The sequence below is a fragment of the Pseudoalteromonas sp. SCSIO 43201 genome, assembly GCF_023716725.1.
Classification (GTDB): domain Bacteria; phylum Pseudomonadota; class Gammaproteobacteria; order Enterobacterales; family Alteromonadaceae; genus Pseudoalteromonas; species Pseudoalteromonas peptidolytica.
On record NZ_CP072683.1, the window covers coordinates 707,499 to 720,961 of the forward strand.

At 41.3% G+C, this 13,463-nt stretch carries 11 protein-coding genes; all 11 read left to right on the plus strand.

Annotated features, from left to right (window positions below; all coding sequences use genetic code 11):
* Window position 1 precedes the first annotated feature (1 nt).
* The 11 genes from J8Z24_RS02975 to J8Z24_RS03025 all read left to right on the plus strand — a co-directional run bounded on the left by J8Z24_RS02975 (window position 2) and on the right by J8Z24_RS03025 (window position 13,460).
* On the plus strand, window positions 2–1,204 hold the full coding sequence (locus tag J8Z24_RS02975; RefSeq protein ID WP_252095230.1) for a glycosyltransferase family 4 protein: 1,203 nt from the start codon (window positions 2–4) through the stop codon (window positions 1,202–1,204).
* Window positions 1,194–1,742, plus strand: a complete 549-nt coding sequence (locus tag J8Z24_RS02980; protein ID WP_252095231.1) for a DapH/DapD/GlmU-related protein — start codon at window positions 1,194–1,196, stop codon at window positions 1,740–1,742. The genes J8Z24_RS02975 and J8Z24_RS02980 overlap by 11 nt, the downstream gene beginning before the upstream one ends.
* Window positions 1,742–3,016: an O-antigen ligase family protein gene (locus J8Z24_RS02985; protein WP_147389398.1), complete on the plus strand. Its 1,275-nt coding sequence runs from the start codon at window positions 1,742–1,744 to the stop codon at window positions 3,014–3,016. The genes J8Z24_RS02980 and J8Z24_RS02985 overlap by 1 nt, the downstream gene beginning before the upstream one ends.
* Window positions 3,013–3,891, plus strand: coding sequence for a glycosyltransferase family 2 protein (locus J8Z24_RS02990; RefSeq protein WP_176032516.1), 879 nt, complete (start codon window positions 3,013–3,015; stop codon window positions 3,889–3,891). The genes J8Z24_RS02985 and J8Z24_RS02990 overlap by 4 nt, the downstream gene beginning before the upstream one ends.
* 1 nt (window position 3,892) lies before the next feature.
* The gene (locus J8Z24_RS02995) at window positions 3,893–4,978 is read left to right on the plus strand and encodes a glycosyltransferase family 4 protein (protein WP_252095232.1); all 1,086 of its coding nucleotides are present in this window, start codon (window positions 3,893–3,895) and stop codon (window positions 4,976–4,978) included.
* Between the two features lie 9 nt (window positions 4,979–4,987).
* On the plus strand, window positions 4,988–6,154 hold the full coding sequence (locus tag J8Z24_RS03000; protein WP_252095233.1) for a nucleotide sugar dehydrogenase: 1,167 nt from the start codon (window positions 4,988–4,990) through the stop codon (window positions 6,152–6,154).
* Between the two features lie 76 nt (window positions 6,155–6,230).
* Complete coding sequence (rfaH, locus tag J8Z24_RS03005) at window positions 6,231–6,710, plus strand: transcription/translation regulatory transformer protein RfaH (protein ID WP_252095234.1); 480 nt, start codon at window positions 6,231–6,233, stop codon at window positions 6,708–6,710.
* Window positions 6,711–8,578: 1,868 nt separating this feature from the next.
* Window positions 8,579–9,694, plus strand: coding sequence for a polysaccharide export protein (locus tag J8Z24_RS03010; protein WP_252095235.1), 1,116 nt, complete (start codon window positions 8,579–8,581; stop codon window positions 9,692–9,694).
* Window positions 9,695–9,705: 11 nt separating this feature from the next.
* Window positions 9,706–10,140 (plus strand): low molecular weight protein-tyrosine-phosphatase, encoded by a 435-nt coding sequence (locus J8Z24_RS03015; protein WP_252095236.1) that lies wholly within the window; start codon window positions 9,706–9,708, stop codon window positions 10,138–10,140.
* Window positions 10,141–10,154: 14 nt separating this feature from the next.
* Complete coding sequence (locus J8Z24_RS03020; RefSeq protein WP_252095237.1) at window positions 10,155–12,389, plus strand: polysaccharide biosynthesis tyrosine autokinase; 2,235 nt, start codon at window positions 10,155–10,157, stop codon at window positions 12,387–12,389.
* 63 nt (window positions 12,390–12,452) lie between these two features.
* A complete protein-coding gene (locus tag J8Z24_RS03025; protein WP_252095238.1) occupies window positions 12,453–13,460 on the plus strand; it encodes an exopolysaccharide biosynthesis polyprenyl glycosylphosphotransferase in 1,008 nt (335 codons plus the stop codon).
* Window positions 13,461–13,463: the final 3 nt, after the last annotated feature.

The window sequence follows — 13,463 nt, forward strand, 5'->3', positions numbered from 1 at the left end:
TATGACAATTACCTCATCCAGAAAACCATGTGTACTGCTGACAAGCAACCAATATAAGCCAAATATAGGTGGGATTGAAAACTCGCTCTACCATCTTTCTCAAGAATATATCCAATTAGGATATGAGGTTATTATCGTTGCCAGCGATTTAAATCCTGAGAACAAGTCACTGCCGGACGTCGAAGTTGAAGATGGCGTAACTATTTATCGTTATAAAACTGGTCGTGATCAAGGAATTGGACGAGGGATAAAGCATATTCGTAATGCTATCTCACTTTATAAAACCGTACTAAAAAAACATGACCCTGTGCTTGCAGTTTGTCGTTTTCATTTCAATGTAGTGTACCTAAAGGCGTTGGGGTATAAAAACCTTGTATATTTAGTGCCAGGTGTGGTGGAAAATGAAACCAAGGCTAGTTTACGACAGCAAAGTACTATTCTAGGAAAAGTGAAAGGTTCGTTGTCTTTTTCTTTGCATAAATTAATGCAGCGCTGGGCATTCTCTTGCTCTGACAAGCTATTTGTATTTAGTGAAAATATGTTGCAGCAAGTCAGAAAAATTAACAAGGATAAAGCCATTAGAACGTGTAAACCTGGGGTAAGCTTATCACGCTTTAGCCTGGTTTCTCGAAGCGAAAAGCACCAATTAAGAGAACAATTAGGCGTTGCTGATAATGGTAAAGTGTTTTTATGTATTGGCCGGTTTGTAAAAGCCAAGGGCTTTGATACGGCAATTGAAGCATTACAGTTGCTAGACGGTGATGCAACGCTGTGGTTATTGGGGGAGGGAGCTGAAGAGAAGGAGCTTCGCGCCTTATGTAACCGCCTTAATGTGGACGACAAAGTTAAGTTTTTAGGACGTCAAAGTTGCCCCGAGGAATATTATAAGGCCGCTGACTTTTTTATTATGTCATCAACTTATGAGCCGCTTGGGCAAACCATTCTAGAAGCCTTATCTTGCGGTTTACCGATAGTTGGAGCTTGTGCTAGTGACAAGGTGATCACAGCCACAAGCGAGATCCTATCAGATACTAACAATATACTACTCAACGCACATTCTGCGAAGTCATTTGCCGAAGGGATGAATACCTTTATGGCGCTTGAGGATAGTGATTACGCCGAGCTACAAGAGCAAAATAGAGCATTAGCAGAGCAAAAATTTAGTTGGAATAAACTGGCTAGGGAGTTAGCAAGTGAAGACTAAATTACAATACCTCATACTGAAAATTGCGAGTCGCTTTATTAAGTCAGCGCTGTTGCAGGAGAAAGTTGATAAGTTAGGTTATACGCTGGTTATGGATAAGTACCGTGCTCAAGGTGCTGAAATTGGTGAAAACACCATCATTATTGATACCAAACTATCCTCATCTAGTAAGGGGGATCGTTTTTTTATTGGTAGAGACTGTACTATTACAGGGGCAACGTTACTCGGTCATGATGCTTCTCCAACGCTTTTTATTAAAGAGCTTGTTATTCATCCTGAAAGTTATAAAAAAGGTTCAAGACGCTCGTATCGGTCGCCAATCACAATAGGCGATAATGTATTTATTGGTTGGGGCAGTATCGTTTTGCCCGGTGTGAATATTGGCAATAACTGTGTTATTGGTGCTGGCAGTGTTGTAACGAAAGATATTCCTGAGGGAATGGTAGCAGCAGGCAACCCGGCTAAAGTGATAAAAACCACAGCAGAATATGTGAGCGCATATAAAGCTACGCTCGAAAAAGAACCCGGTAATTTCTGATGTTGAAGCAGTTTTTTGTCAGTAATGAAGCCCCATCTCTTGCGCATAAGTTGTGCTTGCTGATGATGAGCGTCTACTTACTTGCGGATATTGCTGCGGGCTTTACGGTGATCCAGCTTGGCGTCAACCTTAAGTTGTCGTTACTATATAAACTGCCATTAACGGTGTTGATTCTAGTGCTCGTGTTACTGCTGGACGCCAGGTATTTTGTTGCTTTACTCTCTTTGCTGGCAATACTTCTTATTGGTCCTATTTTTCAGCTTGCCAATGAAGCAGATGGTGGAGCGTTCATTAATGATTTTTCAAATGTATACAAGATGCTTATGCCGATATCCATTTTTGTATACTTTGGTCTGTTATCAATACGCTGGAAGTCATTCACTGCCAAGTGGTTAGAAAAGATCCTACTTACCAACTTTGCAATATTATGCTTTAACCTATTACTCGGTGCACTTGGTTTTGGCCGCTCTAGTTATGAACTCAGAGATGGTGAAACAGCAGGTTCCAATGGCTATATTTATGCTGCAAATGAGTTAGGTGCAACAATGGTGGTACTGTTTTCTTTTGTGCTGCATATTTGTTGGAACAACCATCGTCGCTGGTATCCTGTACTTTCGTTGTTTACTGTGCTTTGTGGTTTACTGGTAGCAACCAAAACAGCCATGCTTGCAGCGGCATTACTGGTTTTTGTTATTCCGTTGGCCAATGAAAGAGAGCGCTTTTTTCAGATGACAAAGCTTAAGCTCTATACGCTGGTTCCGATGACAATCGGTGTTGTTATTATTGCACTGGTTATTACCGACTTACTTGAAGCGTTAGGCTTGTATGATCGCTTTATGTGGGTGCTCAGTCAAAAGGGAATATTAGGCATAGTGTTATCCGGCCGAGATGAATATGCACGAGACTTGTTGGTGGTCTATGTTGACTACTTAGCGTTTTGGCAACAGGCCATTGGAGTCGGAACTGCTGGTATTGCAGAGTATCTTCCCATTAAATATGCCGCCGAAATTGATGCGGTGGACGTGCTGGCCTATTTTGGCTTTTTTGGGTTATTAATTTGTTTTGCCTTTTATATATTAACGTTCGTTAAGGCAGCCTCACAGTTTGTTAAATGTGAGGCTGTTTACAGTCCAAGTGTTGTTGTCGGTACATTTATTTTGCTATTTTTAGCACAATTAAGTGGCCACGTTTGGATTTCTGGTACGCTAGGGATATCATTTGGGTGTTTTGTTTCATTATTATGGGTTGATAATGAGAAAAGGAGTAACTCGTGAGTGCATCTTTACCCCTAGTTACCGTATGGATCCCAACTTGTAATCGACTGTCATTGCTGAAGCGGGCGGTAAAGTCGGTACAAAATCAAACATACAAAAATGTAGAGCTGTTTATAGTTGATAATGGTTCTACGGATGGAACCGTAGAGTACCTAAAACAATTAGCTACTGATGATCAACGAGTTCGTTATCATTGTTTTGAAACCAATCAAGGGGCATGTTCTGCAAGAAACTATGCCATTCAGCATGCACAAGGTGAGTATGCCACGGGACTAGACGACGATGATGAGTTTTTACCGTCGAGAGTTGAAACATTACTCAATGCGTTTGATGAACGTTATGCTTTTGTTTGTAGTGGTTATATTTGGGATTATGGCAAAATCCAGCGAGCGTTATTAGATTCAGATTTGGTAATTAATATCAAAACTCAGCTCAACTTCAATCAAGCATCTAATCAGGTATTAGCAAAGCGAACGCGTTTAATTGAGGCTGGTTTGTTTGATGAGTCTATGGTGTCATCTCAGGATTGGGAACTTTGGACCAGAATGATCTTAAAATATGGTGCGGCTATTCGTATTAGTACACCGACATATATAGTGCATACGGCGCATGATAAGCCAAGAATTACAGACAGTTTAAATAACCGAGTCGTTGGCTTTGAACAGTTTTATGAACGTTATGGGCATTTGATGTCTAACACCAACAAAAAGTGCTTTAATTTTTTGGTGCACTACAGTAAAGGGCAAAGAGTGGGCTTTGGCACTGTAATAAAGTTTTTTACCCCTGCAATTGCAACAAAATTATTAAGAGCTTGGCTTGCCTCTTTGTTTCCCAAGTTGGCAAGAAAGCGCTTAGAGCTGTTTAAAAGGGATTAGAGTGAGTAAAATCTGTTTTATTGCCAATTTATTTCCTTCTGAAAAAGATCCTTCGTTTGGCAGCTTTGTTGGTAAAAACTACGAACAATTGAAAAGCCAAGGAAATGATATCGTAAGTAAAGTCGTGATTGATTATCGTGCTTCGGGTATGGATAAATTACGTTGTTATCTGCGCTTTATTGGCCGTGGTATAAGAGCGATTGCTAAGCGAGATTATGATTATATCTACTTTCACTATCTTACTTACTCCACGCTTTGCTTATTGCCTTTCTTGCTCGTTAATAGACCTAGATATGTGGTCAATATTCATGGTGATGACCTCGTTGGTGATACACCAATACATAAGGTAATGGGATCTACCTCCAAGCTGGTATTGAAATATAGTGCTGCTGTGATTGTGCCTTCTTCTTTTTTTAAAGCGACACTTTTAGAGCTACACCCTTGGTACGACAAAGACAAAATTATTGTCTCGCCATCTGGCGGTGTGGATTTTTCGCTGTTTAAACCTGAAGTTGTTGCTCCTAAGTCAGGGTTTACACTTGGCTATGTGTCAAGAGTCGATGAAGGTAAAGGCTGGCAAGAGCTATTAGAGGCATTGGCCATATTAAAACGATCGCGACCTGAGATATTAGAGGGCTTTAAGCTAAAGATGTTTGGTACAGGGGCTCAGGTGGATGCACTAAATACTCAAATTGAAGCACTTGAATTAACGTCACTCGTTACTTATTTTGGCGCGTTAAAACCACAAGAGCTTGCCAACAAATACTGTGAGATGGACGCATTTATTTTCCCAACACATAGAGAAAGTTTTGGTTTAGTTGCGGTGGAAGCGCTAGCTTGTGGCACGCCAGTACTCGCCTCTAATATTAGCCCTGTCAATGAGGTGGTGCTAGATGGCAAAAATGGTCTACTCTTTGAGGTTAAAAATGCCAATGCTATCGCCGCAAGCATTACAAATATTTTAACAATGAAGAAGCAACACTTTGCAACTTTATGTAGCCATACTCGAGAATCTGTAAAGCACTATAATGCTACGCAAGTTGCTAAACAGCTAGATCAAGAGTTAAAAAAGCGATTATCAACATAGGAATTATTGATGAAAATTGTAGTAGTAGGGACTGGATATGTGGGCCTTTCTAATTCGATACTATTAGCACAGCACAATGAAGTGGTAGCACTTGATATAGATGAAAAAAAAGTTGCGTTGATAAACGAAAAAAAGTCTCCCATTGTAGATGAAGAGATCAGTGATTATTTGGTGAATAAGGAATTAGACCTCAAAGCCACAACTGATAAAACACACGCGTATCAGGGGGCAAGTTATGTGGTGGTCGCGACACCAACAGACTATGACCCTGACACCAATTATTTCAATACTCAATCTGTTGAATCTGTGATAGCAGATGTGAAGCGCTACAATCCAGATGCTGTTATAGTTATAAAATCTACCGTACCAGTTGGTTTTACAGAAAAGGTGAGCGAGCAGTTTGGGTTGGGTAGCATACTCTTCTCTCCAGAGTTTTTAAGAGAAGGTAAAGCACTCTACGATAATTTGCACCCTTCACGTATTATTGTGGGAGAGCGCTCTAAGCGAGCAGAAGTATTTGCAGGGTTATTGCAACAAGGTGCTGTAAAAGCGCATATCGAAGTGCTGTTTACTGATCCAACTGAAGCTGAGGCCATTAAGCTATTCTCTAACACTTATTTAGCAATGCGTGTAGCGTATTTCAATGAATTAGACAGCTACGCAGAGTCGCACGGTTTAAACTCTAAACAAATTATTGAAGGCGTGTGTTTAGATCCAAGAATTGGCGATCACTATAACAATCCATCTTTTGGTTATGGTGGTTATTGTCTACCAAAAGATACTAAACAACTGCTTGCTAACTATAAGGACGTACCGAACAATATTATTCAGGCGATTGTTGATGCAAATACAACAAGAAAGGACTTTATTGCTGAGTCTGTTTTAAAGAAAAAACCTCAAGTTGTGGGGATATATCGCCTGATAATGAAGTCTGGATCAGACAATTTTAGGGCCTCTTCAATTCAAGGGGTGATGAAGCGCATCAAAGCTAAAGGCGTTGAAGTAGTAGTTTATGAGCCCGTGCTAGAAGCGGAAACCTTCTTTAATTCTAGAGTGATAAATGACCTAGAACAATTTAAAAGTAGCTGTGATGTAATTATTTCTAACCGAATGGTTGGTGAGTTACAAGACGTTACCGAAAAAGTCTACACAAGAGACTTATTTGGCAGCGACTAGGCTTTACGGAGTTGAAAATATACGTATAATACAAGGCCTACTTAGTTAGGCTTTTTTTATTTAGGGAACTGAACGCATGGAATGCTGGTATTTACTCTATTGTAAACCAAAACAAGAATTTAGAGCACAGTCTAATCTAAAAAATCAGGGGATCGTCTCTTGCTTCCCGACTATCACCAAGCGTAAAACCGCCAGTGCAAGGTCTGCTGTGCAACCGCTGTTCCCTAGATATCTATTTGTTAAGCTAGATCCACATTCTTCACACTTTTCTGCGGTAAAACATACCCGCGGCGTTACTGACTTTATTCGCTACGGTACAGATCTTCAAATTGTACCTGAAGAATTAGTTATGCAGCTTATGAGTAAAGATGAAACACCTGTAGAGTGTGATTTCAAAGAAGGTGACCTCGTACAGCTCACTGAGGGATGTTACCGGGATGTGCAAGCAATTTATCAGCAACCAGACGGTGAGATGCGCAGTATTTTACTGATTAAACTACTCAACCAATATACAAAAGTTGTTGTAGATAACTGTACAATAAAAAAGGTACAATAGAAACTTCATCCTTTATTCTTATTTATATGTTGCAAGAAAGGTGTAATCTAACTTCTGCGATACAATATAGTCATGGCTTGAAGTCCCTAAAACAGTGATGTTAAGCCATTTTTCCCTATAAATTAGGTGTGACTTTACCTACCGTTACTAAATTGTGCGGATAGTAGGAGCGAGTTTACCTCGCGATCTTTTATTAGTGAGAGCCTTTATCTCACACCATTTTGCAGTATGGTCGCAATCACGGTAGACCTCACTGCACACTGTTATGGCAGGAGTAGGAGCGAGTTTACCTCGCGATAAAAAGCCGATGTAAAACGGTTCAATACGTGCGGCCATAGAGCCATTCAGCATTTAGGAGCTGCAACCTAAGGGCGGAAGCGTGCCTAAATCTCAGATGCAAAAGCACTTTGTTACTGGCACGGTAGGTGCGAGTTTACCTCGCGATCTTTTATTAATGTGAGAGCCTTTATCTCACGCCATTTTGCAGTATGGTCGCAATTACGTTAGACCTCACTGCACACTGTTATGGCAGTAATAGGAGCGAGTTTACTTCGCGATAAAAAGCCGATGCAAAACGGCCAGATATGATAAGGCTGCAAGGCCAATCAGCATTTAGGAGCTGCAACCTAAGGGCGGAAGCGTACCTAAATCTTAAATGCAACAGCACTTTGTTACTGGCATTGTAGGAGCGAGTTTACCTCGCGATAAAAAGCCGATGCAAAACGGCCAGATATGATAAGGCTGCAAGGCCAATCAGCATTTAGGAGCTGCAACCTAGGGGCGGAAGCGTGCCTAATCTTAAATGCAAAAGCACTTTGTTACTGGCACGGTAGGAGCGAGTTTACCTCGCGATAAAAAGCCGATGCAAAACGGCCAGATATGATAAGGCTGCAAGGCTAATCAGCATTTAGGAGCTGCAACCTAGGGGCGGAAGCGTGCCTAATCTTAAATGCAACAGCACTTTGTTACTGGCACGGTAGGAGCGAGTTTACCTCGCGATAAAAAGCCGATGCAAAACGGCCAGATATGATAAGGCTGCAAGGCCAATCAGCATTTAGGAGCTGCAACCTAAGGGCGGAAGCGTACCTAAATCTTAAATGCAACAGCACTTTGTTACTGGCACGGTAGGAGCGAGTTTACCTCGCGATAAAAAGCCGATGCAAAACGGCCAGATATGATAAGGCTGCAAGGCTAATCAGCATTTAGGAGCTGCAACCTAGGGGCGGAAGCGTGCCTAATCTTAAATGCAACAGCACTTTGTTACTGGCATTGTAGGAGCGAGTTTACCTCGCGATAAAAAGCCGATGCAAAACGGCCAGATATGATAAGGCTGCAAGGCTAATCAGCATTTAGGAGCTGCAACCTAGGGGCGGAAGCGTGCCTAATCTTAAATGCAACAGCACTTTGTTACTGGCACGGTAGGAGCGAGTTTACCTCGCGATAAAAAGCCGATGCAAAACGGCCAGATATGATAAGGCTGCAAGGCTAATCAGCATTTAGGAGCTGCAACCTAGGGGCGGAAGCGTGCCTAATCTTAAATGCAACAGCACTTTGTTACTGGCATTGTAGGAGCGAGTTTACCTCGCGATCTTTTACAGCATCACAGCCCTTAACGGTTATTGTGATATTTGAAGTAATCAAAAAACAAAGCCAAATATAAACAAGTCACAGGTATAACGCTTATCGTCATTAAATAATGAGAAAACACATAATAGAGTGAGATATTACGTAAAACCCAGTACTCGCTTGCGATTAACTAACGTGCATGCTTTAATTAGCCGACTACACTTTTATTGTCTTAATACTATTTAATAAAGAACAATAAAAGCAATTAAAAGAAAAGATTATAAAACTTTTGGGAAGATACAATGGCGCTACGCTGTAAAACGATTATTGCTTCGGCAGTACTGTTGACGATGAGTGGTTGTACACTCATTCCTGGTGGTCACTTTGAAGGAATAGGCTCAGGAGAGCAAACTGCAAATCTTGAACGCGATCTAGAAAAAGTAAACATTCACATTATTGACTCACAGTTGGTACAAGAACACAAAATCAAACGTGCCAAAGAGATAGACCGCTCATCACTGGCAGGTATAGATGTTTCAAATTACGAATACCGCCTCGGAGTAGGTGATGTAATTACCATTGGTGTATGGGATCACCCAGAGCTTACTATTCCGGCAGCAGTTCAAAGAACTGCAGAATTTGATGGCTTCCGAGTTCAAGCAGACGGTACTATCAACTTTGCATACGCACCCAAAGTTCCTGCCGCCGGAAGAACAGTGAGTGAACTAAGAGCTAATATTGCAAAGCGACTAAGCCGAGTTATTGAAGAGCCACAAATTGACGTTAAAGTTGTAGGCTTCAAAAGCCAAAAAGCGTACGTCACTGGTGAAGTAACTAAACCTGGTGTATATCCGATTACAGAAACTCCTGTCACTTTAATCGATGCTATTAATCAAGCTGGCGGCTTAACAAAAGATGCTGACTGGGAAACGGTTACCTTTACTCGCGGTGATAAGACAGAAACGATTCAATTAGACGACTTTTACGCGCAGGGTGATATTTCGCAAAACCGCCTATTACAGCACGGCGATATTGTACACATTAGCCGTAATGACAAGCGCAATGTATATGTGCTGGGTGATGTGATAAAAGCGGGTAAAGTCGATGTAAACCGCTTTGGTCTTAGTCTTGCCGAAGCACTGACTGATGCCGGTGGTTTTAACGAACGCACCGCTGATGCAAATGGTATTTTTGTACTACGTAAGCGCGATTTCCAAAAAGATGGTGTGCTTGCGGATGTATACCAGCTACATGCAAAAAATGTAGCATCATTGGTGCTTGCCGAGCAATTCGAACTACAACCACAAGATATCGTTTACGTAACCAGTGCGCCTCTTGCTCGCTGGAACAAAGTTATCAGTCTATTATTGCCGTCACTGTCAACAGTGGACGCAATACAAGATATTGACAACCAATAGTGTGAAAGCTCATGTTTGATAGTGTGTTAATGGTTTGTGCGGGTAATATTTGCCGCAGTCCAACCGCTGAATATGTATTAAAAAGCAAATTAGCGGGTAAAAATATTCAAGTGTCATCAGCGGGCTTAACCGCGCTGGAAGGTAAATCAGCTGATGCTATGGCACAAGAACTGACTAAAGCACAAGGGATCGACATGAGCCCACACCAAGGGCGCCAGTTAAATAACGCCCTAGTTGCTCAAAATAGTCTACTCTTAGTGATGGAGCATAGGCATCTTGATGACCTATGTAGCCGTTACCCTCAAGCGCGTGGCAAAACGTTTTTACTCGGAAAGTGGATTGGGGACAAAGAAATTCCCGATCCCTATCGCCAGTCTAAAGAAGCATTTGAACACGTATATCAGCTTATCGACAGCGCCTGTGGTGCTTGGCAACAGTATTTATAAGGAATTAAGAGTATATGAATGCTCAGCCAAATCTAATTTCTGCGCAAAAACCGAAACAAGAAGAATCCCAAGAAATTGACTTAATGGCACTTTTTGGTGCACTTCTCGATGCCAAATGGTTCATTGCAGGCGTAACTGCACTGTTTATGCTACTCGGTGTGGCATATGCCATATTCAGCACACCTATCTACCAAGCAACAGCAATGGTACAAGTAGAGGAAAAGGGGGGCTCAGTACCTGGCTTTGACGACATGTCTGGTATGTTTGAGAGCACCTCAGCAGCGGTGACTGAAATCGAGCTACTTAAATCAAGAAGTGTGATTGGTGAAGCCGTTGATACTTTAAACTTAGATATTGTGGTAGAGCCAAAGCTGTTTCCGCTTTTTGGTGGTCGTAGTTATCGCCAATTTGTTGCACAAAGCGAGGGTGAAGTTGCTGAAGCCAGTTTTGGGGCAGGCTCCTATGCTTGGGGTGGTGAAAAGGTAGAAATTCACCGCTTTAGAGTACCTAAAAGTGCCGAAGGTTTAGAGTTTTCCCTAGTAGCACATGCAGACGACAGCTTTGCTTTATTAAACGCTAATGATGAAATTATTCTATCTGGTAAAGTGGGTGAAGAAGTTAAGGTTGGGCAATTTGAACTCACGATTAAAACGCTTATCGCGCGACCGGATACTGAGTTTTCAATCGTAAAGCGTAACCGCTTACAAACAATACTTGACTTACAAAGTGCAATCTCAGCATCTGAAAAAGGCAAAGACTCTGGTATTATTAATCTTGCGCTGCAAGATAAGACGCCGGCCTATGCTGAAAAAGTATTAGACAAAGTAGCGAGCATTTATGTGCGCCGGAATGTTGAACGCAACAGCGCAGAAGCACAGCAGTCACTTGAATTTTTAGAGGTGCAGCTGCCAGAGGTTAAACGTAGCCTAGAGCGTGCTGAAAAGGCATTTAACGACTATCAAATTCGCCAAGAATCCATTGACATTAGCTTAGAGACTCAAGGTGTACTCGAGCAAATCGTCACGCTTGAAACCAAATTACAAGAACTTGAATTAAAGCGTTTAGAGCTTGGTCGCAAATTTAAGCGTGAACACCCCTCTTACCGTGGAGTGGTGGAGCAAATAGATACTGTAAAACGCCAGCGCAATGAGCTTACCGGTGAGGTACAAGGGCTACCTGAAACGCAAAGAGAGCTACTGCGTTTAAAACGTGATGTTGAAGTAAATAATGAAATTTACACCTTACTTCTTGCTAAAACTCAAGAACTAGATATTGTGCGTGCAGGTACAGTTGGTAACGTACGCATAGTTGACTACGCCGAGGTAAATACTACTCAACCAGTAAAACCCAAAAAGGCGCTTATCGTAGTTATGGCAACTATGTTAGGTGGTATGCTAGCAATTGCAATTGTACTTATTCAAAAAGCGCTGCATAAAGGCATAGAAGACCCTGGCGAAATAGAAGCCTTAGGTATACCTGTTTACGCAAGCGTTCCATTTTCTGACTACCAAGTAAAGTTGACCGGCTTTGCTAAGGCTCGTAAAGGTAAAACCGCAAAAGCAAAATCTATTTTAGCGATTGATAACCCAGCAGATCTCTCTGTTGAAGCGCTACGAAGCCTACGTACTAGCTTACACTTTGCGATGCTAGAGGCTAAAAATAATGTAATAGCCATCTCTGGCCCAAGTCCGGGTGTTGGTAAATCATTTATCACTGTAAACCTAGCAACAGTATTAGCGCAAAGCGGTAAACGTGTATTAGTGGTTGATGCGGATATGCGCAAAGGCTACCTACAAACACAGTTTGGCATGAAGTGGGATGACGGATTAAGTGATTACTTATCTGGCCGACTAAACTTAGCCCAAGTGATTAAGCCGACTCAGGTTGAAGGTTTGCATGTAATGACTCGTGGTCAAATACCACCCAACCCTTCAGAACTGTTAATGCACCAAAACTTCAGCAAATTAATAAGTGAAGTGAGTAAAATGTATGACTTAGTTATTGTGGATACACCACCTATTTTAGCGGTAACCGATCCTGCAATAGTTGGCGCTCACGCCGGCACTACTTTATTAGTGACTCGTTTTGGTCAAAACCACATAAAAGAGCTAGAAATTACAAGAAATCGTTTTGAGCAAAATGGCATTGATGTAAAAGGAGTTGTATTTAACGGTGTAGTTCGTAAGTCAACCAATGCCTATGGTTACTACGGTTATTACAACTACGAGTATAAGTCAGAAAATCAATAACCAGCAGCTGGGTGCGCAACTGAACCGTCGGTGTTATTGCAACTAAACCATTATGGAGTGAAAATGAGTCTCAAAGTGGTAGCCTCAAACAGTGATGCTAGCCGAATAAATATTGAGTCAGAGACAGATGCATTCGAGATAAAAGAGCATTTTAAATCGAGGAAGGAAGTATTGTCTCAAAAAGATGTGTATGTTTACTGTCCCAAAGGAGTGGAAGAAATTATAGGAGCGATAGTTGAAGATTACTCCTTTGATATGATAGTGAATGACTATAGTGTTCGAGACTTTTCTAAAAAAGTTGTATGTCACTACAGAAGTAGCGATTTATCTACAGAGCAGAGAAGGTTTTTGGTTAGGGCGACTGAACATGGTGCATGGGTAGAGCCTCTAGTAAGCTACCTTGATGAGCGGCTTGGTTATACCGAAGTTAAGCTGCTTCATAGCAGTTACTTCCTACATCAAAAAGCATTCTCAATTTTGTCTAATAGGCAGATGCAGCGTACGAAACGATTGTTAGATGTTGCGAGCTCTATTTTGTTATTACTTTTAACATTACCTTTGTCTCTTGTCACAATGATCTTGATAAAGCTAGAAAGTCCTGGACCAATACTTTTTACACAAAAAAGAACCGGACAATATAACAAAGAATTTAAAGTGTTAAAGTTCAGATCTATGCGTAATGATGCTGAAAAGGATGGTGCTAGATGGGCGGCTAAAAACGATGCAAGAGTCACAAAAGTGGGTAAGTTTATAAGAAAGACTCGCATTGATGAAATTCCTCAATTGGTTAATGTTCTTAGAGGTGAAATGTCTATTATTGGCCCGAGGCCAGAGCGGGAAGTTTTTATAAAGGATTTGGAAAAAGAAATCCCATACTATCGTTTTAGGCATGCTGTAAAGCCTGGTGTTACGGGGCTTGCCCAGGTTAAGTATCCATATGGTGCTTCTGTTGAAGATGCTATTTGGAAACATAAATTCGATACTTATTATATTAAGCATCATTCGCTACTATTGGATTTTAAAATCCTGATATTAACGATTAGAACAGTAATGTTTGGTATGGGACGCTAAGTT

Coding starts and splice junctions, on each gene's coding strand:
- J8Z24_RS02975 (WP_252095230.1), top strand. CDS start 2: ATGACAATTACCTCATCCAGAAAACCATGTGTACTGCTGACAAGCAAC.
- J8Z24_RS02985 (WP_147389398.1), top strand. CDS start 1,742: ATGTTGAAGCAGTTTTTTGTCAGTAATGAAGCCCCATCTCTTGCGCAT.
- J8Z24_RS03000 (WP_252095233.1), top strand. CDS start 4,988: ATGAAAATTGTAGTAGTAGGGACTGGATATGTGGGCCTTTCTAATTCG.
- rfaH (WP_252095234.1), top strand. CDS start 6,231: ATGGAATGCTGGTATTTACTCTATTGTAAACCAAAACAAGAATTTAGA.
- J8Z24_RS03010 (WP_252095235.1), top strand. CDS start 8,579: ATGGCGCTACGCTGTAAAACGATTATTGCTTCGGCAGTACTGTTGACG.
- J8Z24_RS03015 (WP_252095236.1), top strand. CDS start 9,706: ATGTTTGATAGTGTGTTAATGGTTTGTGCGGGTAATATTTGCCGCAGT.
- J8Z24_RS03020 (WP_252095237.1), top strand. CDS start 10,155: ATGAATGCTCAGCCAAATCTAATTTCTGCGCAAAAACCGAAACAAGAA.
- J8Z24_RS03025 (WP_252095238.1), top strand. CDS start 12,453: ATGAGTCTCAAAGTGGTAGCCTCAAACAGTGATGCTAGCCGAATAAAT.